At 56.8% G+C, this 25,298-nt stretch carries 22 protein-coding genes; 13 read left to right on the top strand and 9 right to left on the bottom strand.

The features are described 5' to 3' along the window. The first annotated feature begins 12 nt into the window (after positions 1-12). From AAH446_RS00530 to AAH446_RS00505, 6 genes are all read left to right on the top strand, one after another. Positions 13-888 carry a MurR/RpiR family transcriptional regulator gene (locus tag AAH446_RS00530; RefSeq protein WP_342904779.1) on the top strand — a complete coding sequence of 292 codons (876 nt, stop codon included), beginning with the start codon at positions 13-15 and terminating at the stop codon, positions 886-888. Positions 889-991: 103 nt separating this feature from the next. Beyond that, the gene (gene pyk / locus AAH446_RS00525) at positions 992-2,434 is read left to right on the top strand and encodes a pyruvate kinase (protein ID WP_342904778.1); all 1,443 of its coding nucleotides are present in this window, start codon (positions 992-994) and stop codon (positions 2,432-2,434) included. 396 nt (positions 2,435-2,830) lie between these two features. After that, positions 2,831-4,384 carry a pyridoxal phosphate-dependent decarboxylase family protein gene (locus tag AAH446_RS00520; protein ID WP_342904777.1) on the top strand — a complete coding sequence of 518 codons (1,554 nt, stop codon included), beginning with the start codon at positions 2,831-2,833 and terminating at the stop codon, positions 4,382-4,384. Positions 4,385-4,392: 8 nt separating this feature from the next. Continuing rightward, complete coding sequence (locus AAH446_RS00515; RefSeq protein WP_342904776.1) at positions 4,393-5,682, top strand: lysine N(6)-hydroxylase/L-ornithine N(5)-oxygenase family protein; 1,290 nt, start codon at positions 4,393-4,395, stop codon at positions 5,680-5,682. Position 5,683: 1 nt separating this feature from the next. Next, a complete protein-coding gene (locus AAH446_RS00510; protein ID WP_342904775.1) occupies positions 5,684-8,038 on the top strand; it encodes a GNAT family N-acetyltransferase in 2,355 nt (784 codons plus the stop codon). A gap of 90 nt (positions 8,039-8,128) precedes the next feature. Further along, entirely contained in the window at positions 8,129-9,355 is a 1,227-nt protein-coding gene (locus AAH446_RS00505) for an MFS transporter (RefSeq protein ID WP_342904774.1), read from the top strand. Positions 9,356-9,416: 61 nt separating this feature from the next. Here the strand turns inward: AAH446_RS00505 and lpxM are convergent, their stop codons facing one another. From lpxM to znuA, 3 genes are all read right to left on the bottom strand, one after another. Then, the gene (gene lpxM, locus AAH446_RS00500) at positions 9,417-10,385 is read right to left on the bottom strand and encodes a lauroyl-Kdo(2)-lipid IV(A) myristoyltransferase (RefSeq protein WP_342904773.1); all 969 of its coding nucleotides are present in this window, start codon (positions 10,383-10,385) and stop codon (positions 9,417-9,419) included. A gap of 132 nt (positions 10,386-10,517) precedes the next feature. Then, complete coding sequence (gene mepM / locus AAH446_RS00495) at positions 10,518-11,843, bottom strand: murein DD-endopeptidase MepM (protein WP_342904772.1); 1,326 nt, start codon at positions 11,841-11,843, stop codon at positions 10,518-10,520. Between the two features lie 3 nt (positions 11,844-11,846). Then, the gene (gene znuA, locus AAH446_RS00490; protein ID WP_342904771.1) at positions 11,847-12,815 is read right to left on the bottom strand and encodes a zinc ABC transporter substrate-binding protein ZnuA; all 969 of its coding nucleotides are present in this window, start codon (positions 12,813-12,815) and stop codon (positions 11,847-11,849) included. Positions 12,816-12,892: 77 nt separating this feature from the next. Between znuA and znuC the strand changes: the two genes are divergently transcribed. From znuC to AAH446_RS00470, 4 genes are all read left to right on the top strand, one after another. Beyond that, on the top strand, positions 12,893-13,645 hold the full coding sequence (gene znuC, locus AAH446_RS00485) for a zinc ABC transporter ATP-binding protein ZnuC (RefSeq protein ID WP_342904770.1): 753 nt from the start codon (positions 12,893-12,895) through the stop codon (positions 13,643-13,645). Continuing rightward, positions 13,642-14,427, top strand: coding sequence for a zinc ABC transporter permease subunit ZnuB (gene znuB, locus AAH446_RS00480; protein WP_342904769.1), 786 nt, complete (start codon positions 13,642-13,644; stop codon positions 14,425-14,427). The genes znuC and znuB overlap by 4 nt, the downstream gene beginning before the upstream one ends. Before the next feature lie 793 nt (positions 14,428-15,220). Then, entirely contained in the window at positions 15,221-16,096 is an 876-nt protein-coding gene (locus AAH446_RS00475; protein ID WP_463322773.1) for an N-acetylmuramoyl-L-alanine amidase, read from the top strand. Then, positions 16,096-17,379 carry a glycoside hydrolase family 10 protein gene (locus AAH446_RS00470; protein ID WP_463322756.1) on the top strand — a complete coding sequence of 428 codons (1,284 nt, stop codon included), beginning with the start codon at positions 16,096-16,098 and terminating at the stop codon, positions 17,377-17,379. Before AAH446_RS00475 ends, AAH446_RS00470 begins: the two co-directional genes overlap by 1 nt. A 183-nt stretch (positions 17,380-17,562) precedes the next feature. On the opposite strand, the gene ruvB is transcribed toward AAH446_RS00470, so the two are convergent. The 6 genes from ruvB to aspS all read right to left on the bottom strand — a co-directional run bounded on the left by ruvB (position 17,563) and on the right by aspS (position 23,007). Continuing rightward, positions 17,563-18,567 (bottom strand): Holliday junction branch migration DNA helicase RuvB, encoded by a 1,005-nt coding sequence (gene ruvB, locus AAH446_RS00465; RefSeq protein WP_342904767.1) that lies wholly within the window; start codon positions 18,565-18,567, stop codon positions 17,563-17,565. An 8-nt stretch (positions 18,568-18,575) separates the two neighbouring features. Next, complete coding sequence (ruvA, locus tag AAH446_RS00460) at positions 18,576-19,193, bottom strand: Holliday junction branch migration protein RuvA (RefSeq protein WP_342904766.1); 618 nt, start codon at positions 19,191-19,193, stop codon at positions 18,576-18,578. A gap of 70 nt (positions 19,194-19,263) precedes the next feature. Then, entirely contained in the window at positions 19,264-19,788 is a 525-nt protein-coding gene (gene ruvC / locus AAH446_RS00455; RefSeq protein ID WP_342904765.1) for a crossover junction endodeoxyribonuclease RuvC, read from the bottom strand. A 43-nt stretch (positions 19,789-19,831) separates the two neighbouring features. Next, the gene (locus AAH446_RS00450; protein ID WP_342904764.1) at positions 19,832-20,575 is read right to left on the bottom strand and encodes a YebC/PmpR family DNA-binding transcriptional regulator; all 744 of its coding nucleotides are present in this window, start codon (positions 20,573-20,575) and stop codon (positions 19,832-19,834) included. Positions 20,576-20,772: 197 nt separating this feature from the next. Continuing rightward, positions 20,773-21,207, bottom strand: a complete 435-nt coding sequence (gene nudB, locus AAH446_RS00445) for a dihydroneopterin triphosphate diphosphatase (RefSeq protein ID WP_342904763.1) — start codon at positions 21,205-21,207, stop codon at positions 20,773-20,775. After that, complete coding sequence (gene aspS, locus AAH446_RS00440; protein WP_342904762.1) at positions 21,208-23,007, bottom strand: aspartate--tRNA ligase; 1,800 nt, start codon at positions 23,005-23,007, stop codon at positions 21,208-21,210. Between the two features lie 282 nt (positions 23,008-23,289). On the opposite strand from aspS, the gene AAH446_RS00435 reads away from it, so the two are divergent. From AAH446_RS00435 to AAH446_RS00425, 3 genes are all read left to right on the top strand, one after another. Beyond that, positions 23,290-23,853: a hydrolase gene (locus AAH446_RS00435; protein WP_342904761.1), complete on the top strand. Its 564-nt coding sequence runs from the start codon at positions 23,290-23,292 to the stop codon at positions 23,851-23,853. A 91-nt stretch (positions 23,854-23,944) separates the two neighbouring features. Then, positions 23,945-24,769, top strand: a complete 825-nt coding sequence (locus tag AAH446_RS00430; protein WP_342904760.1) for a DUF72 domain-containing protein — start codon at positions 23,945-23,947, stop codon at positions 24,767-24,769. 101 nt (positions 24,770-24,870) lie between these two features. Beyond that, positions 24,871-25,266, top strand: coding sequence for an MAPEG family protein (locus AAH446_RS00425; RefSeq protein WP_342904759.1), 396 nt, complete (start codon positions 24,871-24,873; stop codon positions 25,264-25,266). The last annotated feature ends 32 nt before the right edge of the window (positions 25,267-25,298 follow it).

Below are 25,298 nucleotides of genomic sequence, written 5' to 3'. Positions count from 1 at the left end.
GTGGACGCTGATATGAATATGCTGGAAAAAATCCAGAGCAGTCTGGAACACCTTAGCAAATCCGAGCGCAAAGTGGCGGAGGTAATTCTCCTCTCTCCCGGTTCGGCCATCCATGCCAGCATCGCCCTGCTTGCCCGTGAAGCGGGCGTGAGCGAACCGACCGTAAACCGCTTCTGCCATCGCCTGCAGACCAAAGGGTTTCCGGACTTTAAGCTACAGCTGGCGCAGAGTCTCGCCAACGGGACGCCCTACGTCAGCCGTCACGTTGATGAAAATGACAGCGTTGAGGCCTACTCGGCGAAAATCTTTGAATCCACGATGGCGGCGCTCGACCAGGTGAAAAACGGCCTCGACGCCAGCGCCATTAACCGTGCCGTCGACCTGCTGACCCAGTCGAAAAAAATCGCCTTCTTTGGTCTGGGGGCGTCCGCGGCCGTAGCGCATGACGCCATGAATAAATTTTTTCGCTTCAATGTGCCGGTTATCTATTCCGATGATATTGTGATGCAGCGTATGAGTTGCATCAACGGCGCGGAAGGTGACGTTGTGGTGCTGATTTCCCATACCGGCCGCACCAAATATATGGTCGAACTGGCCCAGCTGGCGCGTGAAAATGATGCCACCGTGCTGGCGATTACCTCGCCTGGTTCTCCGCTGGCCCATGAGGCCACGCTGGCGCTGACGCTGGATATACCGGAAGACACCGACATTTATATGCCGATGGCCTCAAGGCTGGCGCAGCTGACCTTAATCGACGTGCTGGCAACCGGCTTTACCCTGCGCCGCGGCACAAAATTTCGCGATAATCTGAAAAGGGTGAAGTCTGCGCTGAAAGAGTCCCGACTCGATAAAGAAGCGCCTAACCCCCTGCTCGTCCGTACCCGATAAATGATAAACGTAAAGGGTCAGCAACACCGGTCCCTGTATAAAACAGCATGAATTTTTCAGGGATTGCGCCTGCAATGCCCTTTCAAAGTCAACGGAGTCATACATGTCAAGACGTCTCAGAAGAACCAAAATCGTCACCACCCTGGGCCCAGCGACCGATCGTGATAATAACCTCGAGAAAATCATCGCCGCCGGCGCCAATGTTGTTCGTCTGAACTTCTCTCATGGCACGGCAGAAGACCATATGCTGCGTGCAAACAAAGTCCGCGAGATTGCGGCGAAGCTGGGGCGACACGTCGCTATCCTGGGCGATCTCCAGGGACCTAAAATTCGCGTTTCCACCTTTAAAGAGGGGAAAGTCTTCCTGAGCATCGGCGAGCGCTTTCTGCTGGATGCAAGCCTGGGTAAAGGCGAAGGCGATAAAGAAAAAGTCGGCATCGACTATAAGGGCCTGCCGGCTGACGTTGTGCCAGGCGATATTCTGCTGCTGGATGATGGCCGCGTACAGCTGAAGGTGCTGGAAGTCCAGGGGATGAAAGTCTTTACGGAAGTCACGGTTGGCGGCCCGCTGTCGAACAATAAAGGCATCAACAAGCTCGGCGGTGGCCTTTCCGCTGAAGCGCTGACCGAGAAGGATAAAGCGGATATTCTGACCGCCGCCAAAATCAGCTGTGACTATCTGGCCGTTTCCTTCCCGCGCTGCGGCGAGGATCTCAATTACGCACGACGTCTGGCCCGTGACGCGGGCTGTGATGCGAAAATCGTCGCGAAAGTCGAGCGGGCTGAAGCAGTGGCCACTCAGGAAGCGATGGACGATATCATCCTCGCCTCTGACGTGGTGATGGTGGCCAGGGGCGACCTGGGCGTGGAGATTGGCGATCCTGAGCTGGTTGGCATTCAGAAAGCGCTGATCCGCCGTGCGCGCCAGCTTAACCGTTCGGTGATCACTGCGACCCAGATGATGGAGTCGATGATCACCAACCCGATGCCGACGCGTGCTGAAGTGATGGACGTCGCCAACGCCGTGCTGGACGGCACCGATGCCGTAATGCTTTCCGCAGAGACGGCAGCGGGTCAGTATCCGGCGGAAACCGTTACGGCGATGGCGAAGGTCTGCCTCGGCGCGGAAAAAATCCCGAGCATCAACGTTTCCAAGCACCGCCTGGAAGTGCAGTTCGATAATATCGAAGAAGCCATTGCGATGTCCGCCATGTACGCCGCCAACCATTTGCAGGGCGTCACGGCGATCATTACCATGACCGAATCTGGCCGTACTGCCCTGATGACCTCACGCATTACTTCCGGCCTGCCGATTTTTGCCATGTCCCGCCATGAACGCACGCTGAACCTGACGGCGCTCTATCGCGGCGTGACGCCGGTCTTCTTCGACAGCAATAGCGACGGTGTGGCCGCGGCCCATGATGCGATTAATCTTCTGCGCGACAAAGGCTTCCTGATGTCCGGCGATCTGGTCATTGTCACCCAGGGCGACGTGATGAGCACCACCGGCACCACCAATACCAGCCGCGTGCTTCGCGTCGAGTAACTCCCCCGGTTATTGGGCCGCAAGGCCCAATACTCTTGCCCCTTCTCTCCTCATTCCCCGCCTGGCCGTCTGTCGTATCAATTTCGTGATCCATGTCACATAAATAACATTAACAATACTTATCACAATGCTGTCACACTAATCCTATTGAATGATAATGATTACTATTTATAATCTCATCCTCATTAACGGGCAGTGATAATCCGCAATAAACCCTACAAAGTGGAGTTACTTTAGGTTTTATCAGCAAAAATAACTGAACGAACTGTTATCACGGCTTTTAACGCTGGCGATAAATATTAACAAAACTGAACTAACGACGCGTCGTCAGGCGCATCACGCTGCTCTCTTTACAGGGCGGCAGGGCCTTTTACGTCTCTGATTTGAGGAACTGATATGGTTTTACGTACGCAAATTCAGCCGGCACCGCAGCGGCTCCGCGCTTCCGGCCCGGACGAACATCAGAAATTCATTTTCAATGAGCAGCAGCTGCCCGCCTGGCATCAGCAAACGCAGGAGGTTGTCGCGCTGCTGACCCGTACCCTGAACGACGTGGAGAAGCCCTTCAGCGGCATTTTACCGCAGGAGCTTGTGCCTGCTTTCAGTGAGGTCAATCTGGATCAACCTCTGGGCAGCAGTGAAGCCGCACTGGCGGAGCTGGAGACGCTTTATCTTCGTGATGCCGTCTGGTTTCATCATCCCAAATACGTGGCGCACCTTAATTGTCCGGTCGTGCTCCCTTCGATGCTGGCCGAGCAGATCATGGCCGCCGTTAACAGCTCAGTCGACACCTGGGATCAAAGTGCTGGCGGTACGCTGATTGAGCAGAAGGTGATTGACTGGACGCTGCAACGCATCGGCCTGCCGCCCACGTCCGACGGGATATTCACCAGCGGAGGAACGCAGTCGAACCTGATGGCGATGCTGCTGGCTCGCGATAGCTGGTGCGCGGCCCATCATCCTGGCCACCTGATCAAACAGCAGGGCCTGCCGCCTGAGGCCGGCAAATGGCGGGTATTCACGTCCAAGCTCAGCCATTTCAGCATCCAGAAGTCGATGGCGATTCTGGGGCTGGGCTATGATGCGGTCATACCGGTCGACTACGATGAGCACTACCGCATGGATGCGCAGCAGCTGGAGCTGGAGATCCAGAAAGCGCAGCAGGAAGGTCTGATCCCGATTGCTATTGTGGCCACCAGCGGCACCACCGACTTTGGCAGTATCGATCCTCTGCGTGATATCGCGACGCTTTGCCAGCACTACGGTTTATGGATGCATGTTGACGCGGCATATGGCTGCGGCCTGCTGGTCTCCGATACCCATCGCGATCGCCTGGCCGGCATCGAACGCGCCGATTCCGTCACCGTGGACTATCACAAATCCTTTTTCCAGAGCGTGAGCTGCGGGGCTTTCTTTGTCCGGGACAGGCAGCACCTCAGTCACGTTACCCACCATGCCGACTATCTCAATCCGCTCAGCGCGCAGCAGGAAGGGACGCCCAACCTGGTCAATAAAAGCATCCAGACCACCCGCCGCTTCGACGCCCTTAAAGTGTGGCTGACGCTGCGGATTATGGGCCCCGCCGGGCTGGGCGCGGCGTTTGACAGTCTTATCGCGCTGACCCAGTCCAGCCATCAGCTGCTGCGCGCCCATCCGGCCATTGAGGTGCTGCACGCGCCGGAGCTGACCACGCAGATTTTCCGCTATATCCCCCGGCCCGGCATGAGCGACGCCCGGATTGACGCGATCAACGCGGCTATCCGTAAAGCGCTGTTCCGCTCCGGTAATGCGGTGATCGCAGGAACCAAAGTCGATGGCCGGCAGTATCTGAAGTTCACGCTGTTAAACCCGACGACATCCGTCACGGATATAGAAGATGTTATTGCGCTGGTCGTACATTACGGCCGTGAACAGTCCCGTTCCACCCTGCTGAACGCGGCAAATCAGTGAGGCACGCCATGAACACTGTTTATGATTTTATCGGTATCGGCATCGGTCCTTTCAATCTGGGACTGGCCTGTCTGAGCGAACCTGTCGAGGGGCTGAACGGCGTTTTTCTGGATCAGAATTCCGGCTTTGACTGGCACACCGGCATGATGCTGGAGAGCGCCCATCTCCAGACGCCCTTTATGGCCGATCTGGTTACCCTGGCCGATCCCACCAGCCCTTACAGCCTGCTGAACTACATGAAGCAGAAAGGGAAGCTGTACTCGTTTTATATTCGCGAGGACTTTTTCCTGATGCGCAAAGAGTATAACCAGTATTGTCAGTGGGCCTGCGCTCAGCTCAGCAACCTGCGCTGGAATACCCGCGTGGAGTATGTCAGTTACGATAATGAACGTGAATGCTACCGGATACGCACAGCGCAGACGCAAACCGGCGAGCAGCAGGAGTGGCTGGCGCGCCAGCTGGTGCTGGGCACTGGCCCGGGCGCCTGGATGCCGCCATGCAGCCGCCCACATCAGGAGCGGTTCACCCATTCCGGTGAGTATCTGCGCAATAAAGCCGCTTTGCAGGAAAAACGGTCGATTACCGTCATTGGCAGCGGTCAGAGCGCCGCCGAAATTTTTTACGATCTGCTGACCGACATCGATCGTTGCGGCTATCAGCTGAACTGGGTAACCCGCGCGCCCCGCTTCTATCCGCTGGAATATACCAAGCTGACGCTGGAAATGACCTCGCCGGAGTGGATTGACTATTTCCACGCCCTGCCGCCCACGAAACGGGACGAGTTAAACGCCTGCCAGAAGAACCTTTATAAAGGCATCAACAGCAGTCTGATTAATGACATCTATGACCTGATGTACGTTAAGCAGCTTGATGGTGACCTGAACGTCAATCTGTTTACCCATTCCGAACTGACCGGCATGCGCTGGCTCCCGGAGGGCGAGTTTGAGCTTTCGCTGCATCAGCAGGAGCAGGATTGCAGCTATACGCGCCGCACCGAAGGCGTGGTGATGGCGACAGGCTATCAGTATCAGCCGCCGATGTTTATCGAAGGTATTGCGCCGCGTCTGCGCTGGGATGACAAGGGCCGTTACGATGTGCAGCGCAACTACAGTATTGACAGCCACAATCAGGTCTTTGTGCAAAACGCAGAGCTGCATACCCACGGCTTCGTCACGCCCGATTTAGGGATGGCCTGCTACCGCAACTCGGTCATCCTCCGCGAACTGACCGGACGGGAAATTTATCCCGTCGAGCGCCAGATCGCTTTCCAGACTTTCACGGCTCAATCGGATCGTTAATATGATGCACACCCCACTCTATTCCGCAGACCGCCCGGCAGGCCCGTTCACGCTCCGTTCCCTGACCGCGGAGGATGCTCCGCTTATCCACCGCTGGGTGACGCAAGATTATGCCCGCTTCTGGGGCATGCAAAACGACAGCCTGGAACAGGTGGCCGCTTTTTATCAGCAGCTGACCGCGAAAGCTCCCGCTGCGGCGCTGATTGGCTGCTGCGACGGCACACCGGTTTTCCTGACGGAGATTTATCAGGCGTCAGAAGATGAGGTCGGAAAATTCTATCCGGTCCAGCCCGGCGACGTCGGTATGCATATCCTGATCGCCCCGGCAACCTGTCCTGTCAGGCAGTTCAGCTGGCAGGTTTTTACCGTAGTCATGGACTATCTGTTCAGCCTGCCTGCCGTAAAGCGCGTGGTGGTGGAGCCGGACGTGCGCAATGAAAAAATCCATCGTCTGAACAAACGCGCCGGGTTCCGCTATCAGCATCCGATAGATATGGGCCATAAAACCGCGTGGCTGGCGTTCTGCCAGCGTGAAGATTATCAACAGAGCCTGATTCAGGAAAAACTGACAATGAATAACGCCACACCGCTGCTTAACGGCACCCATCTCGCCGGAGATAACTGGGCCCAGGCCAACCGTATGCTGATCCGCAAAGCCATTGCGGAGTTTGCCCATGAGCGGCTTATCTCGCCCGCTGAACAGGGTGATAATCACTTTTCGCTGGCCGTGCCGGCAGGCGAAGCCGACTACCGCTTTAGAGCCCGCCGGCTCGCGCTCGATCACTGGGAAATTGATGCCGCCTCGCTGAGTAAACAGGAAAACGGTCATCCCCTGCCGCTGGACGCACTCCAGTTTATTATCGAATTTAACGAGCAGATAGGGATCCCGCCTGCCATGCTGGCGACCTATATGGAAGAGATCACCAGCACCCTTTGCAGCAGCGTGTTTAAGCTGCAAAAAAATAACCCTGACAGCGCCGCGCTGGTGAAGGCCGATTTTCAGACGGTGGAAGCCGCGATGACCGAAGGGCATCCCTGCTTTGTCGCCAATAACGGCAGGATCGGTTTTGACGCACGAGATTATCTGGCTTATGCGCCAGAGGCCGCCACGCCGGTCAACCTGATCTGGGTTGCAGTTCATTTGCGTAATGCGCATTTCTCAAGCCTGAGTAATCTCGACTATGAGCAACTGATGCGTGAGGAGCTGGGCGAAGTGACGCTGGCTAACTTCAACCAGCAGCTGGTGGAAGCAGGGCTGTCGCCGGATGACTATCTGTTTATGCCGGTTCACCCCTGGCAGTGGCAGAACAAGCTGCTGACGGTTTTCGCACCCGATATCGCCAGCCGGGACATTGTCTATCTGGGCAGCGGTGACGACCAGTATCAGGCCCAGCAGTCGATCCGCACCTTCTTTAACCGCAGCCAGCCCGACCGCCGCTACGTCAAGACGGCTCTCTCCGTGCTGAATATGGGTTTTATGCGCGGCCTTTCGCCTTACTATATGGCGACAACCCCCGCGATTAATGAATGGCTGGAAGGGCTGGTACAGAAAGATACATGGCTCCAGCGCTGTAACTTCCGCCTGTTACGCGAAGTCGCCGCCGTTGGCTATCACAACCGCTATTATGAGCGGGCGATAAAAGGCGACTCCGCCTATAAAAAAATGTTCGCCGCCCTCTGGCGGGATAATCCGGTGACCGATCTGCAGCCAGGCCAGCGTCTGATGACCATGGCGTCACTGCTGCATACCGACCAGCATCAGCAGCCGCTGCTCCCGGCGCTGATTGCCGACTCGGGCCTGCCCGCCGCGCAGTGGGTAAGCCGTTATCTGGATTGCTATCTCAGCCCGCTGCTGCACTGCTTTTACCAGCACGATCTGGTCTTTATGCCGCACGGCGAAAACCTGATTCTGCTGTTTGAAAATAATGTGCCCGTCAGCGCCTATATGAAAGATATCGGCGAAGAGATCGCGGTGATGAATCCTGACGCGATCCTGCCAGAAAAAGTCCAGCGTCTGGCCGTGGCGGTGCCTGAGGAACTTAAACTGCTGTCGATTTTCACGGACGTTTTTGACTGCATTTTCCGCTTTATCGGCGCGATCCTCGATGAGTCCGGCACGCTGCCGGAAGCGCAGTTCTGGCAGGCGGTCGCCCGCTGCATTACGGAGTATCAGCAGGCTCATCCTCAACATGCGGACAAGTTTGCCCGCTATGACCTGTTCGCACCCGAGTTCACGCGCTCCTGCCTGAACCGGCTTCAGCTCGCCAATAATCAGCAGATGATCAATCTTGCCGATCCGGCGGAGAATCTGAAGTTTGCCGGTACGCTGGTGAATCCTGTCGCCGCCTGGCGATAGATAATTCATCAGAACGGCATCAAACTGGTGTATGTTGACGCGGTCGCTTCGGTGACCGCGTTTTTTCCTTTTTATTCACAGGGATCCAGAATGTCTCTTTTTGTTCCCGTGTCGAGCCTGACCCGCCGGCATCTGATATTTCCACTGTCGCTGGTGCTGTTTGAATTTGCCACCTACATCGCCCACGATATGATCCAGCCCGGAATGCTGCTGGTCACCGGCGAATTCCAGGTTGGCCCGGAGTGGGTTTCGGCCTCGCTGACCGCCTACCTCGTCGGCGGTATTGTGCTGCAATGGCTGCTGGGTCCGCTGTCCGACAAGCTGGGCCGGCGTCCGGTGATGCTCACCGGCGTGGTGTTCTTTATGCTGACCTGCATGGCAACGCACTGGGTGCAGAGCATTGAGCAGTTTATCCTGCTGCGTTTCTTACAGGGGATCAGCCTCTGTTTTATCGGTGCGGTAGGCTACGCGGCCATTCAGGAAGCCTTCAACGAGTCGCTGAGCGTGAAAATAATGGCGCTGATGGCCAATGTCGCGCTGATCGCCCCGCTGGCGGGCCCCCTGGCCGGAGCGGCGTTCCTCTCGGTCGGCGAATGGCGCACCATGTTCTGGCTGTTTGCCGCCGTTACCGCCGTGGCGCTGGTCGGACTCTGGTATACCATGCCCGAGACGGCGGGCGATAAAACGACCTCTCTTTCCCTGCGCTCGCTGGGTAAAGGGTATCTTGCGCTGGCGAAGGACCGGCAGATTATGAGCGGCTCGCTGGCCATCGGGCTGGTGACTATTCCCTGCCTCGCCTGGGTCGCGCTCTCCCCGGTCATTCTGATCCATGATGAAGGGCTGAGCCGAATGGATTATGCGCTGTTGCAGCTGCCGGTGTTTGTGGCGATGATCGCCGGGAATCTGACCTTGGGTCGTCTCGCCAGCCGCCTGCCCATCGATCGACCGCTGCGGCTGGGCGCCTGGCCGATACTTACCGGACTGGCGCTGTCGGCGATCGCTACCGCGGTCAACGCGCACAGCTATCTCTGGCTGACGGCCGGTCTGAGCCTGTACGGTTTCGGTACGGGTCTGGTTAACGCCGGGCTTTATCGCCTGACGCTGTTTTCCAGCAGTGCGGGGAAAGGCAGCGTGGCGGCCATGCTCGGCATGGTGAGCATCGTGGTTTTTGCGCTGGGAATAGAGGCGGCGAAAGGGGCTTACTTCAGCGGCGGCACGTTCTGGTTCAGCCTGATAAATCTGGCCTGTGGGCTGCTGTGGTTTATGCTGGTGAGGGCTTTTCTGCGCGAACGCCAGCGCCGTAGCCACATCCACTGATAAAAAACGGGCGGCACATTGCCGCCCGTCATTTCAGTGGTTACAACTGGCCGGATAGCCGCTATTTTGGATAAAGATCTTTGCGCTTATAGGGCTCTTCATCCCCCTCTTTACGCGTTTTCAGCAGCTTGAGTATCCAGGTATACTGCTCCGGATTGGGCCTGACAAGATGCTCCACTTCTTCGTTCATTCTCCGCGCCAGCGTCACATCGTCCGCTTCAGCCAGATCGTCCATCGGCGCCCGCAGATGAATATCCAGCCTATGCGTTTTGGCGTTATAGACCGGGAACAGCGGCACTACCCTGGCCCGGCAAACTTTCATCAGCCGCCCCACCGCAGGCAGCGTCGCCTTATAGGTGGCAAAGAAATCGACGAATTCACTGTGCTCTGCGCCATGGTCCTGATCGGGCAGATAATATCCCCAGTATCCCTGACGGACAGAAGAGATAAACGGCTTGATGCCGTTATCGCGTGAATGCAGACGTCCTCCGAAGCGGCGGCGGACGGCGTTCCAGACATAATCCACCAGCGGATTGCGCTGATGGTTAAACATGGCAGCGACATTCTGCCCTTCAGAGGCCAGCACCATCGCCGGAATATCCACGGCCCAGCCGTGTGGAACAAGCAGAATCACGTTCTGCCCTTCTTCACGCAAGCGATCGATGATCTCACGGTTATGCCAGTTAATCCGGGACAATGCGCGCTCCGGGCGCAGCGCCATTTCGGCCATCATCACGATAGACTGAGGCGCCGTGGCAAACATTTCATCGATGAGCTTTTCCCGCGCTTCCTCAGAAAGCTCAGGCATGCAGTAGAAAAGATTAATCTGGGCGCGGCGGCGCGCGCTTCTGGCGTACTTTCCGGCAAAGCGTCCCAGCGCGCCCAGCAGCGGATCGCGCAGCCGGCCAGGCACCCAGGCCAGCCCTGCACAGGCGCTGATGGCCAGCCAGTCTCCCCAGTGACGCGGCATCAGGAAAGATTTCCTGAAGACCGGAATAAACTCGTTGCTGCTTTTTTTATGGTTTTCCATGCACTCGCCTCGAACAATAAGCGGCTAATGATAGTGCCGACGCGCCAATTTGCAACGCCCGATCGTTCTGCTGATAAAAAGAAAAAGCCGGCGGGGAAACCCCGTCGGCCTTCAGACAGCGCCCTCAGCCTCTTATTGCAGGCTAAGCTTCGGCGTGACCTCGCGAACGCGCGCCAGATATTCGGTGCGATCTTTCCCGGTCAGGCCTTCCATTCTCGGCAGCTTCGCCGTCAGGGGATTAACCGCCTGATTGTTGATCCAGATTTCATAATGCAGGTGCGGACCGGTTGAGCGCCCGGTATTGCCGGTCAGGGCGATACGATCGCCGCGCTTCACTTTCTGTCCGGGCTTCACCAGCAGTTTTTTCAGGTGCATATAGCGGGTCATATACTGGCGACCATGACGGATCGCAATGTAATTGCCTGCGCCGCCGCTGCGTTTGGAGACGATCACTTCACCGTCGCCCACCGCCAGTACCGGGGTGCCAATCGGTACGGCAAAATCAACCCCTCTGTGCGGCGCGACGCGGCCCGTTACCGGGTTTACACGACGCGGATTAAAATTGGACGAGACGCGATACTGCTTGACGGTAGGGAAGCGCATAAAGCCACGGGCGAGCCCGGAACCGCTGCGGTCGTAGAATTTCCCGTCCTCGGCACGGATCGCATAGTAATCCTTGCCGCCGGTCTGGAGACGGACGCCGGAAAGCTGGCTCTGCTCACTCTTCCCTTCCAGCATTTCACGCGACATCAGCACCGAGAATCGATCGCCTTTGCGCAGCTTGCGGAAATCGAGCTGCCACTGTAACGCTTTGATCACCGCGCTGATTTCGCCGCCCGACAGGCCCGCCTGACGGGCGCTGGCGACGAAACTGCCGTTGACGGTGCCGGCGATTACGCTGTTTTGCCACTCGCCCTTCTGAACCTCAGAAGAGGATTTGAAGCCGTCGCCGAAGCGGTCATAGATACGGGTTTCGCGGCGGGACATCTCCCAGCTTAATCGCTGTAGCTGACCGTCATCGGTCAGGGTCCAGGAGAGCTGCTGCCCTACCCGCAGATTACGCAGATCGTTATCGACTTTAACCAGCTGGTTAATCACGCCCATATCAATGCCGTACTGATTGAGGACGCTGCTTAAGGTGTCACCGGACGAGACCACGTAGTCGTGGGTGCCGGTTTCATTGGGCACATCCTCGTCAATTTCATCCTTAGGAACATCCTCTTCCGGCGTCGGCGGCGCCTGATCGATCGGTTCACTGGCCTCAGGCAGCAGCGTACGCAGCTGATTCTTATCCAGCTCCACCGTTTTTACGATCGGGCTACTGCCAACGGGATGATAAACGTAGGGCCGCCATACCGAGACGGCCAGCGTGATAACGGTAAGCGAACCCAGCATGATGCGGTGGGTTCGGGGCAATGTATTAAACGCCATGGCGACAGCGCGGGCAATCTGCTGCACGTATTAAGTTCCTCTGGGCTCCTTCAGGCAGCTCGTAAACTGGCTGGACAACTGTGAGAGGAATGTCACATAGCTGTCTCTGTCCGGAGTGATAGACATTCCCAGCGGATCGAGCGTTCCTGAACGCACATTGGTTCCTCTGGCAACGGCTTCAATAACGGCCGGCCTGAATTGTGGCTCAGCAAAGACGCAAGTCGCCTTGTGCTCAACCAACTCTGTTCGAATATGATGTAGTCGCTGGGCGCCGGGTTGGATCTCAGGGTTAACGGTAAAATGACCAGAAGGCGTCAAACCGTAATGCTTTTCAAAGTAGCTGTAGGCATCGTGAAAAACGAAATACCCCTTTCCTTTCACCGGCGCAAGCTGAGACCGAATTTGCGTATCGGCTGAGGCCAATTCTGCTTCAAAGTGCTGCAGGTTCGCGTCTAATTTGTCTCTGCTTTGCGGCATAAGTTCCAATAATTTTGCATGGATTGCAACCGCTGATTGCCTTGCTATCTCAGGGGACATCCACAGGTGCATATTAAATTCGCCATGATGATGATGATGCCCGGATTCATCATGATCTCCTTCGTCATGTTCATGCCCATGCTCATGTCCATGTTCTTCTTCTTCGAGGTCTTTTATCAACAGCGGTTTTACTGTGGATAAGGTGGCCAGCGCCAGGGATTTTTCTTGCGGTAACTGAGACACCGCTTTCGGCAGAAAAGCTTCCATTTCAGGACCAACCCAGACCACCAGATCCGCGTCCCGCAGGCGTTTGATGTCGGAAGGACGCAGCGCATAATCATGGGCTGAAGCGCCGTCAGGCAGGAGAATCTCGACCGGCGTCACGCCATCAGCGATGGCGGCGGCGATAAAGCCAACCGGCTTAAGGGAGGCCACCACGGCGGCCTGCAAAGGCGCGGCAAACGAAGCGGCGAAGAGTGAGGCGGAGAGCAGTAAGATCGGGCGCTTTTTTTTGTGTAACATAATACGTCATTCCATCGTGAGAGGTCGATGGAGTGTGATATTATAACATTCTAAAACTTCTGCAACCTGTAATAATTATGCCCTCACTGATTACACTGGAAAAAATTGCTGTCAGCTTTGGTCAGCGTCGCGTGCTGTCCGATGTTTCGCTGACGCTACAGCCGGGACGTATCCTGACGCTGCTCGGGCCAAACGGCGCCGGCAAGTCCACGCTGGTTCGCGTGGTGCTCGGGTTAATTAAACCCGACAAAGGAAACATGATCCGCCCTGCCCAGCTGCGCATCGGCTACGTGCCGCAAAAAATTCATCTCGACGCCACGCTGCCGCTCACCGTTGAACGCTTTTTGCTGCTCAGAGGTGGCGTCAGCCGTGCCGAGATCCTGCCCGCGCTTAAGCGCGTACAGGCCGGACAGCTGATCCGCTCGCCGCTGCAAAAGCTGTCCGGCGGAGAAATGCAGCGTGTGCTGCTGGCCCGCGCCCTGCTTAACCAGCCCCAGCTGCTGGTGCTGGATGAACCCACCCAGGGCGTTGACGTCAATGGGCAGGTGGCGCTTTACGATTTGATTGACCAGCTTCGCCAGGAGCTGAACTGTGGCGTGCTTATGGTTTCGCACGATCTGCATCTGGTTATGGCGAAAACGGATGAGGTGCTCTGCCTCAATCAGCATATCTGCTGCTCCGGCACGCCAGAGGCGGTTTCCCGGCATCCGGAGTTTATCTCCATGTTTGGCCCTCGCGGCGCCGAGCAGCTGGCAATCTATCGTCATCATCATAATCATCGTCACGACCTTCAGGGTCGTATCGTTTTACGCAGAGGGCAAGGCGAGTGATCGAACTCCTTTTCCCCGGCTGGCTGGCCGGGTTTTTACTGGCGCTGGCGGCTGGCCCGCTTGGCTCTTTTGTCGTCTGGCGCCGGATGTCTTACTTCGGCGATACCCTGGCGCACGCTTCCCTGCTCGGGGTCGCATTTGGTCTGCTGCTGAACATCAATCCGTTCTATGCCGTTATCGCGGTCACGCTAATCCTTTCGCTGGCGCTGGTCTGGCTGGAGCGGCGGCCGCATCTCGCCATCGACACGCTGCTGGGGATTTTTGCCCACAGCGCGCTCTCGCTGGGGCTGGTTGTGGTCAGCCTGATGGCGAATGTACGGGTAGACCTGATGGCTTATCTGTTTGGCGATCTGCTTTCCGTCACCCCAGAGGATCTCTATACCATCGGCATCGGGGTAATCATCGTGCTGACGGTCCTTGCGGTGAACTGGCGTTCACTGCTCTCCATGACCATCAGTCCCGAACTGGCTCAGGTGGACGGCGTCAATATTCAGCGCACCAAGCTGGTGCTGATGCTGGTGACGGCGCTGACGATCGGCGTGGCGATGAAATTTGTCGGTGCGCTAATTATTACCTCGCTGCTGATCATCCCCGCTGCGACTGCCCGCCGCTTTGCCCGTTCCCCGGAGCAGATGGCCGGGATTGCGGTAGTGGTCGGGATCCTGGCCGTCACTGCCGGGCTGACCTTCTCGGCCTGGTATGACACGCCGGCGGGCCCGTCAGTGGTGCTGGGCGCTGCCGTAATGTTTCTGCTCAGCATGGTGAAGAAACCTGCGGTGTAGCGAGAGGCGTCAAGCCTGTATGCCCCCAGCGCAGGCTTAGCCGACTGCTTTCGCGCTCGGTGAGGTTTCTGAGCTGTCAGCATAAGACGTTCTGCCACTAAGTATTTGTAAAAAACCGGCCTCGCCCGGTTTTTTTTCGCCTGTTGATTCTGGCCGGGCATAGGTTGTAACGGCTCATAATCGAATCCCCCGTCAGGCAATCAACATGACTTTTTGCTCAGATTACGTAGCAATGAAATTCTCCCGGGCACGCCTTTAAGAGACCCATCAAACTCTTCTCCCATGTCTATGAGAGGGTAACCATGACGCGTAATGTCAGTTCCAAATCACCAGGCTTGTCGGTTGGAGACATCCCTCGTCTTCACTCGACGGCTGGCCTCCCTATTTCTCTGCTTAATTGATTTGCTTATTGTTTACTCTTCATTGCCTAAACTCGCAGGGGGTCGTTGTCTAAATATTATCCCAGACAACATGACAGGTTGCTTTGAGTCTTTGGAGATAGCTGCTTCTGATGACGCCATCGGCAAGTTGATTATGGATAACCACATCGGTGTTGTAATCCACATGACACTTATCCGATCATGTGGCTTCACCGGAGGGGCATTCTGGGACGCCTCTTCTGTGAAACCGGCCCTGTGGGAGGATAGCCGGACAACGTCGCTATCTTATAAATAATACTTGCCGGATAGCTGGCCAGGGAGTTTAACGCTGGAGTCGCAGAAACCAGGCGGCTCCTGATTCTAAAAGGGAATTTAAAATTATGCCGCAACACGCTTTTTTACCCCATGCCACGATGATTCAGAAAGGGATGGCGACGGCCATTCTGGCTGTGATGTTGTCAGGTTGCGCAACGCGCCCTGCTGAACCTGAAGCACGTAACGGTTATTTTGCCAGTCATACGCTTAAAGCCACCGGTCAGAATGAAAGAGTACGGTTTCTTGTTATGCACTATACGGCACTGGATGAGCATGGCTCCAGAGAGACGCTGACTGAAGGCCAGGTCAGCGCTCATTACCTGGTTCCGGAAACACCAGAATCAATACGGGGTAAACCCGTCGTACTTCAGCTGGTTGACGAAAACAGGCGGGCGTGGCATGCCGGCGTCAGCAGCTGGAACGGGAGGGCCAACCTTAATGACACCTCCATCGGTATCGAAATCGTTAACCCAGGCTATACCGATAATTTACTCGGGCAGCGTACCTGGTATTCCTACAGCGACAAACAGATCGCCACTGTGGCCGTGCTGGCAAAGGATATTATTCAACGCTACCGGATCACACCCGATAACGTGCTCGGACACAGCGACATCGCCCCTCTCCGTAAGCAGGATCCAGGAAAGCTATTTCCCTGGGAGCACCTTGCCACCTTGGGCATAGGCGCCTGGCCTGACAAACCGACAACAGACAAATATCTGGCCGGTCGTTCCCCGCATTCCCCTGCAGAGATCGGCACCATTCAGGCATTACTTAAGCAGTATGGGTATGACCAGATCCCTCAGAATGGCCTTCTTGATGAGGATACGCGGAAAACGCTCAGTGCCTTCCAGATGCATTTCCGGCCAGGGGATATCAGCGGTCATGCCGACGCAGAAACCGAAGCCATTGCCCGTGCGCTGCTTGAAAAATATCGTGGCACGCCGACCCAGACGCAATCGAAAGGGAAAAACTGATGCTGACCATAAGAAAATCAGGCGGATGGCTGTTACTGGCCGTTCTGCTGGCAGTGAGCGGATGCTCAAAGATACCTGAGAAGGAGAAACGCCCGCAGCCGGTAACGCAGGTAAAACCGGTGCGGGGAATATGGCTGGCCACCGTCACTGGACTTGACTGGCCGCCAGCGGCCTCCCTGAAACCGGAAACCGCTGAAGCGCGGATCCGCATACAGAAACAGGGGCTGACCGACGCGCTGGACGAGATGGTAAAAACCGGCATTAATACGGTATTTTTTCAGGTTAAGCCTGACGGGACAGCCCTGTGGCGTTCAGACATACTGCCGTGGTCGGATGTATTGACAGGCTTTGTGGGCAAGGATCCTGGTTATGATCCCCTGGCCTTTATGCTGAAAGAGGCACATAAGCGTGGAATTAAGGTACACGCCTGGCTGAATCCCTACCGGGTTTCCATGAATACGCGACAGCATACCATTGAGGCTCTTAACCATACGCTGCTGTCCACGCCCGCCAGCGTTTACGCTCTTCATCCCGACTGGATACGTACCGCCAGCCATCGCTTCGTTCTCGATCCCGGCCTGCCAGAGGTGCGAAACTGGATCGCCAGCATAGTGACTGAAATTATCAAAAATTATGATGTTGATGGCATCCAGTTTGATGATTATTTCTATTATGAAACGCCACAATCTCCACTGGATGATGAAAGTACCTGGCGCAAGTACGGCAAAGGCTTTTCAGATAAGCCCAGCTGGAGAAGAAACAACACCCTGATGTTGATTAAACAGGTCTCTTCCGTCGTCAGAACCTTGAAACCAGGTACAGCATTTGGCATCAGTCCTGCGGGAGTATGGCGAAACAAAGCAGACGATCCTGAGGGGTCGGATACCCGGGGAGGCGGACCGTCGTACGATACGGCCTATGCCGATACCCGTCAGTGGGTAAAGCTGGGACTGCTGGACTATATCGCACCGCAGCTGTACTGGCCCTTTGACCGTGAAATCGTCAGATACGACGTACTGATTAGATGGTGGTCTGATGTGGTAAAAGAGACGCCGGTCCGGCTTTATCCTGGGATAGCACTGTATAAAGTGGGCGTGTCCTCAGCGACAGAGCCGGCCTGGACCGTCGACGGCGGCGTTCCCGAACTGAAAAGAGAGCTGGACCTTAACGACGCCCTCCCGGAAGTCGGGGGAGCAATACTGTTCAGCCAGAGGTATCTTAATCAGCCGCAAACTGATAAGGCCGTCGAATACCTTCGAACTCGCTGGAAAACAGGCCAATAGTCCCTGACGCTTACGCTCTGACAAAGGGGGGCGGGTATCGTGAGCCCGGCGCGAAGGATTGCGGGCCGGGCCAGGTAAAATACAAACTTATTGTAAGCCAGCGGCGTTTTCCCTTTGCCGTTAACCTGAGCCTGACTTTGCGCTGATTGTGGGCCAGCACGATTCCACTTGTGGCCGTTACAGTTACTCTTCGCGAGTAATGCCGAAGTGCTTATAGGCATGTTGCGTGGCGATGCGTCCGCGCGGCGTGCGCTGAATAAACCCCTGCTGGATCAGGTAAGGTTCAAGCACATCCTCAATGGTTTCACGCTCTTCGCCAATCGCCGCCGCCAGGTTATCCAGCCCGACCGGGCCACCGGTGAACTTATCGATAATCGCCAGCAGCAGTTTGCGGTCCATATAGTCGAAGCCTTCCGTATCGACGCTCAGCATATCCAGCGCTTTTGAAGCCACCTCGCCGCTGAGGCTGCCCGCCGCGCGTACCTCGGAAAAGTCCCGCACCCGGCGCAGCAGACGGTTTGCGATGCGCGGCGTACCGCGGGCGCGGCGGGCCACTTCCAGCGCGCCCTCCGCGCTGAGCGGCAGGCCGAGGCAGGCGGCGCTGCGCCCGACGATATGCTGCAAATCTTCAACCCGGTAGAATTCCAGACGCTGGACGATGCCAAAGCGATCCCGCAGCGGCGACGTCAGTGAACCGGCACGGGTCGTTGCGCCAATCAGCGTGAACGGCGGCAGGTCCAGCTTAATGGAACGGGCGGCGGGCCCCTCCCCGATCATGATATCCAGCTGATAATCTTCCATCGCCGGATAGAGCACTTCTTCGACTACCGGCGAGAGACGGTGGATTTCATCAATAAACAGGACGTCGTGCGGCTCCAGGTTGGTCAGCATCGCCGCCAGATCGCCCGCTTTCTCCAGTACCGGGCCGGAGGTGGTACGCAGATTGACGCCCATCTCATTGGCAACAATGTTGGCGAGCGTGGTCTTGCCGAGGCCAGGCGGCCCAAAGATCAGCAGGTGATCGAGGGCATCGCCGCGCATTTTGGCCGCCTGGATAAAAATTTCCATCTGCTCGCGCACCACCGGCTGGCCTACATACTCTTCCAGCAGCTTGGGGCGAATAGCGCGGTCAACAAGCTCTTCTTCATTGACGGTTCCCGGCGAGACCAGGCGATCGGCTTCAATCATGCATTACCTCAAATAGCGGCGCGCAGGGCTTCGCGGATCAGCGTTTCACAGTCCGCGTCAGGACGACCAACTTTACTTATCATCCGGCTGGCTTCCTGAGGTTTATACCCCAGCGACACCAGCGCGGCAACCGCCTCGCTTTCCGCATCATTTGCGGCGGCGTCAGGCTGGACTTCGCTGGTCAGGGCAAATGGCGCGTCGGCGGCGAAGAGATCGCCATGCATTCCCTTGAAGCGATCCTTCATCTCCACCACCAGCCGTTCTGCGGTTTTCTTACCCACGCCCGGCAGCTTCACCAGCGCAGCGATCTCTTCCCGTTCGACGGCGGTGACGAACTGCTGGGCGGACATGCCGGAAAGAATGGCAAGCGCCAGCTTCGGCCCTACGCCGTTAACTTTAATCAGTTCACGAAACAGCGCCCGCTCCTGCTTGCTGTTAAAACCAAACAGCAGCTGGGCGTCTTCACGCACCACAAAATGGGTGAAAATCACCGCCTCGTGATTGAGTTCGGGAAGCTCGTAAAAGCAGGTCATGGGCATATGGATTTCATAGCCCACGCCGTTGGCTTCCAGCAGCACCAGCGGCGGCTGTTTTTCCAGGATCGTGCCTCTTAAACGTCCAATCACGTTTGCTTCCTTCCGTAACAATCAGTGCGGGGGTTATATCATAAAAAAAGCTGGATGAATATCCAGCTTGTCAGGAGCGCAGGCGGCCACGGGCCAGGTTAAGCTGTCCTTCACCCATACGGTTAGCGTTCTGGCTAACGTGGCAGTGGGTGATCGCAATCGCCAGCGCATCGGCGGCGTCCGCCTGCGGGCTGGCCCCCAGCTTCAGCAGCGTTTTCACCATATGCTGCACCTGGCTTTTTTCCGCGCTGCCGATGCCCACCACGGTCTGCTTCACCTGACGGGCGGCATACTCGAAGACCGGCAGATCCTGGTTAACCGCCGCCACGATAGCGGCGCCGCGTGCCTGGCCCAGCTTCAGCGCTGAGTCGGCATTTTTCGCCATAAAGACCTGCTCAATGGCGAAATAGTCCGGCTGGAACTGGGTAATGATTTCGCTGACGCCTGCGTAGATGAGCTTCAGGCGGGAAGGCAGATCCGTTACGTTTGTACGAATACAGCCGCTGCCCAGGTAGGTTAACTGCCTGCCCACCTGACGGATGACGCCGTAGCCGGTGATGCGTGAACCCGGATCGATACCTAAAATGATCGCCATCACGCCTCTCCGGCCAGGTTATGCTCTGAGGTCAACAACGCCATTAAAGGGTTGCCGCCACCTCGTCAGAAATCTCACCGTTATGGTAGACCTCCTGGACGTCGTCGCAGTCTTCCAGCATATCGATCAGACGCAGCAGTTTCGGCGCGGTTTCAGCATCCATATCCGCTTTGGTTGACGGGATCATGGTCACTTCTGCCGAATCAGGCTTCAGACCTGCCGCTTCCAGCGCATCTTTAACGTCACCGAGGGATTCCCAGGCGGTAAAGACGTCAATTGCACCGTCGTCGTAGGTCACTACGTCGTCAGCACCCGCTTCCAGTGCCGCATCCATCACCGTATCTTCGTCCAGACCTGGCGCGAATGAAACCACGCCTTTACGGGTGAAGAGATAGGCGACCGAGCCGTCCGTGCCGAGATTGCCGCCGGTTTTGGTGAAGGCGTGACGCACTTCAGAAACGGTACGGTTACGGTTGTCACTCAGGCATTCCACCATCACGGCCGTGCCGCCGGGGCCATAACCTTCGTAAATGATGGTTTCCATGTTGCTGTCGTCTTCACCGCCGACGCCGCGCGCGATGGCGCGGTTCATGGTGTCGCGCGTCATGTTGTTCGACAGCGCTTTATCCATGGCGGCGCGCAGGCGTGGGTTGGAAGCGGCATCGCCACCGCCCAGTTTCGCTGCGGTAACCAGCTCGCGGATAATCTTGGTGAAAATTTTGCCGCGTTTGGCATCCTGCGCCGCTTTACGGTGCTTGGTATTCGCCCATTTACTATGACCAGCCATCTATTCCTGTCTCCAAAATTAACATCGGCCAGGCTATCTTACTGGCAACTTTGTCCGCTGGCTGTGCTCGCAATCCTCACGTACATAAGTACGCTGCGGTTGCTGCGCGCAGGCAGCGAACAAATTTGCTGCGCCGATAAACGCCTGAACGTTTGACTTATTCCATCCCTCTGGCCACGCGATCGTAAGCAAGGGAATTAAACTACAAATTCTTTTATTGCCTGGCCATTACTCCAGGACTTGGTGAGCGCGGCGGCTTCGGCGGGCGGCAGCCAGCGCAGTGCAAGATGCTCGCTGAGCGCGACTGTCCGCTCGGCCGGCAACGCCAGGCTGAACCAGTGCTCGGTATTGTGGGTCACCTCCGGCGCATAGCGATGGCGGAAGTGGGCAAAGATCTCAAAGTCTATCTGACGCTGGCAGTCGACTACGGTGAACTGCTCGCGGTTAACATCAATGCCCAGCTCTTCCCACACTTCGCGCGCGGCGGTTTCCGCCAGCGTTTCGCCCGGTTCCTGGCTGCCGGTGACCGACTGCCAGAACGCCGGATCGTCGCGCCGCTGTAGCATCAGCACCCGCCCGGTGTCCTGGGCGTAAATCACCACCAGTACCGAAACGGGATGCTTGAAGGCCACTTATTCGTTCTCTGACGGCTTGTCAGCAGGCGCGTTCTGGTATTTTTTGATCACTTCAATACCCAGTTCGCCCAGCGAGGCGGGATTCGCAAAGCTTGGCGCTTCGGTCATCAGACAGGCCGCAGCCGTCGTTTTCGGGAAGGCGATAACGTCACGGATATTATCCGTGCCGGTCAGCAGCATCACCAGACGATCCAGACCAAAGGCGAGGCCAGCATGCGGCGGCGTACCAAACTTCAGCGCATCCAGCAGGAAGCCAAATTTTTCACGCTGTTCCTGTTCGGTAATACCGAGGATGCCAAATACCGTCTCCTGCATATCTCCGTTGTGGATACGCACCGAACCGCCGCCCACTTCGTACCCGTTAATGACCATGTCATAGGCATTGGCAATCGCGGTTTCCGGCGCGGATTTCAGCTCAGACGGCGTCATCTCTTTCGGCGCGGTAAACGGATGGTGCATCGCGGACAGGCCGCCTTCACCATCGTCTTCGAACATCGGGAAGTCAACCACCCACAGCGGTGCCCAGGCAGCATTGTTGGTAATGGCGAGATCGCGGCCCAGCTTAAGACGCAGCGCGCCAAGCGCGTCGGCAACCACTTTCGCGCTATCCGCACCGAAGAAGATCATATCGCCATCGTCAGCGCCGGTACGGGCCAGAATAGTCTCAACAATGTCGGCGTTAAGGAATTTGGCAACCGGGCTGGTAATGCCTTCCAGGCCTTTGGCCCGCTCGTTCACCTTGATGTAGGCCAGACCTTTCGCACCGTAAATCTCAACAAATTTGCCATATTCATCGATCTGCTTACGGCTAAGCCCAGCGCCACCCGGCACGCGCAGTGCCGCTACGCGGCCTTTGGCATCGTTAGCCGGCCCGGAGAAGACCTTAAATTCGACCGCTTTCAGCAGATCGGCGACGTCCACCAGCTCCATCGGGTTACGCAGATCCGGCTTATCGGAACCGTAACGACGCATCGCTTCTTCAAAGGTGATCATCGGGAACGCGCCCAGATCGACGCCTTTGACGTTCTGCCAGAGATCGCGCACCAGCTTTTCCATTATTTCCCGCACCTGTGGCGCGGTCATAAAGGAGGTTTCAACATCGATCTGGGTGAATTCAGGCTGACGATCGGCACGCAAATCTTCATCACGGAAGCATTTGACGATCTGGTAGTAGCGATCGAAGCCGGACATCATCAGCAGCTGTTTAAACAGCTGAGGCGACTGCGGCAGCGCATAAAATTTGCCTTTGTGTACGCGGCTCGGCACCAGATAGTCGCGCGCGCCTTCCGGCGTGGCCTTGGTCAGCATCGGCGTTTCGATATCCAGAAAGCCGTTATCATCCATAAAGCGACGAACAAAGCTGGTGATTTTCGCACGGGCCTTCAGGCGCTGCGCCATATCGGGACGGCGCAGATCCAGGTAACGGTATTTCAGACGGGCTTCTTCCGTATTGACCTGGTTTGAGTCCAGCGGCAGCGGCTCCGAGCGGTTGATAATAGTCAGATCGGTGGCGAAAACTTCCACTTCGCCGGTCGCCATATCGGCGTTTTTGTTTTTCTCATCACGGGCGCGGACGGTGCCTGTGATCTGAATGCAAAATTCGTTACGCAGCTCGGAGGCGAGCTTAAAGGCGTCCTGACGATCCGGATCGAAAAATACCTGCACGATGCCTTCGCGATCGCGCATATCAATAAAGATCAGGCTCCCCAGATCGCGGCGGCGATTGACCCAACCGCACAGTGTCACTTGCTGGCCTACGTGGGACAGATTGAGCTGTCCGCAATACTCAGTTCGCATAACGATATCCTTTAATCTTCGCCGCTCACGCGCAGCAGAGTTGACCATCACTGCCCAAAAAGGCACTGCTGACGCGAAAAATGGCGGTCATTATAATGGAAAAAGCGCGGCGCGATAAGTGCCGCAGCCGCATCAATACCGCCATTCGTGCTCAAAACAGACGACGTCACTTTTACCGCTCACAAAAGCTAACAAATTTCACGCTTTCCGAACATTGTTCTTATCGCCATATCCGGCCCTTCGCCTGTAATCTCAATGGTTTCCCCTTTTTACGGAGAACGTATGCTGGATTTAACTGCTGAGAAAACCGCGCTGGTGCTGATTGACCTTCAGGAAGGGATTCTGCCCTATGCCGTTGGGCCCCATGCGGCCAGCGATGTGGTTGCCCGTTCAGCGGCGCTGGCGGAAAAATTCCGCTCGGTCAACGCGCCGGTCGTGCTGGTCCGGGTGGGCTGGGCAGCGGATTTTGGCGACGCGCCAAAGCAGCCGGTCGACGCCAGCCACGGCGGCGCGCTGCCCGCGAACTGGTGGGTCTATCCGGCCGCGCTGGGCAAGCAGGAGAGCGATATTGAAGTGACCAAACGTCAGTGGGGCGCCTTCTACGGGACGGACCTGGAACTCCAGCTGCGCCGCCGCGGCATTGATACCATCGTGCTGGGCGGGATCGCCACCAATATGGGCGTGGAGTCCACCGCCCGTAACGCCTGGGAGCTGGGTTTTAATCTGGTGGTGGTTGAAGATATTTGCAGCGCCGTCAGCACTGAAGAGCACGCCGGAAGCGTTAAACATATCTTTCCTCGCCTGGGTCGCGTCAGAACATCTGAAGAGGTTCTGGCCGCGCTCTGATATTTTGCAGCCCGATGGACGCCGCATCGGGTTGCGCTCTCCGCTTCCCCCCGCTACATTTTCAGCCTGCTTATCGATACAGGACGCGCCGGTGACGCCTTTTTACCTCGGACTGCCGCAGTGGCAGCATCCCCACTGGAAGAAGATCGGTCTTCATACGCTTGCTGACTACGCACAATATTTTAACTGTGTGGAGGGCAATACCACGCTTTATGCGCTGCCCAGGCCTGAGATTGTGCAGCGCTGGCGCGACATGACCGGCGATGATTTTCGCTTCTGCTTCAAATTTCCGGCCACCATCAGCCACCAGGCCGGGCTGCGTAACTGCGCCGATCTGACCGCTGAGTTTTTTGCGCTGATGACGCCGCTTGCCGGGCGTATCGGTCAGTTCTGGCTGCAGCTTCCGGCCACCTTCGGCCCTGCGGCGCTTGAAACGCTCTGGGCGTTCCTTGATGGATTGCCGGAGGCCTTCACGTACGGTGTGGAGGTGCGCCATCCCGAATTCTTTACCAAAGGGGATGCCGAGCGCGCGCTTAACCGGGGCCTGCATCAGCGCGGCGTTAACCGGGTTATCCTGGATACGCGCGGCGTCCATTCCGCCCACCCCGGCAACCCGGCCATTATCGAAGCGCAGCGTAAAAAACCGATGCTGCCCGTCCACGCTGTCATGACCGCCCGGCAGCCCATGATCCGTTTTATCGGCGGCGGCGAGCCGCAGGCCAACCTGAAGTGGTTCCAGGCCTGGCTTGAGAAACTGCCGGCGTGGTCGGCCAGCGGGCAACCCTGGCTGTTTATTCACACGCCCGACATCGCCTTTGCGCCTGATTTGGTTCAGTACCTCTGGCCTGCTTTGCAGCAGGCGGTGCCGCAAGTCGGTGCCGCGCCGCACTGGCCGCAGCAGGACAGGCTGTTTTAACCGCCAATGCGGTAGGCCGCTTCAGCACAGCATTGCCGCTGACAGATACCTTTTTCACCGTTATGATGGCGCCAGAATTTTCCGGGCTTTAGGGAGCCAGAATGGTCAGCGCCTTTTATGTTGTGCTTGGAGCACTGTTCCTCATTAAATTTTCGTTCGATGTGATCCGTCTGCGCCGTCTCTACCACGTCTCCAGCGGCGACGGCGGCTTCTTTGAGCTGCAAACTGCAATTCGTATTCATGGCAACGCGGCGGAGTACATTCCGGTTGCCGTCCTGATGCTGGTGATGATGGAGCTGAACGGCGCTGAGATCTGGATGCTGCATCTGGTCGGGCTCTTTTTCTTTCTGGGCCGCGCTCTGCACTTTTACGGTATGCGCAGCAGTACGCTGCTCTGGCGAAAAAATGGCATGGTCCTGACGATGCTCTCACTGCTGGGCATGATCGTCCTGAACCTTGTCTATCTTCCCTGGGACCTCCTTGTGACGCTGCGTTAAGCTCAGTTCCACGCGTTTTTTTCTGCCGGCCA

It is taken from the genome of Erwinia psychrophila (assembly GCF_039023475.1).
GTDB lineage: Bacteria > Pseudomonadota > Gammaproteobacteria > Enterobacterales > Enterobacteriaceae > Erwinia.
The sequence above is the reverse complement of the archived record's forward strand: the minus strand, read 5'-3'. Positions and strand labels throughout refer to the sequence as shown.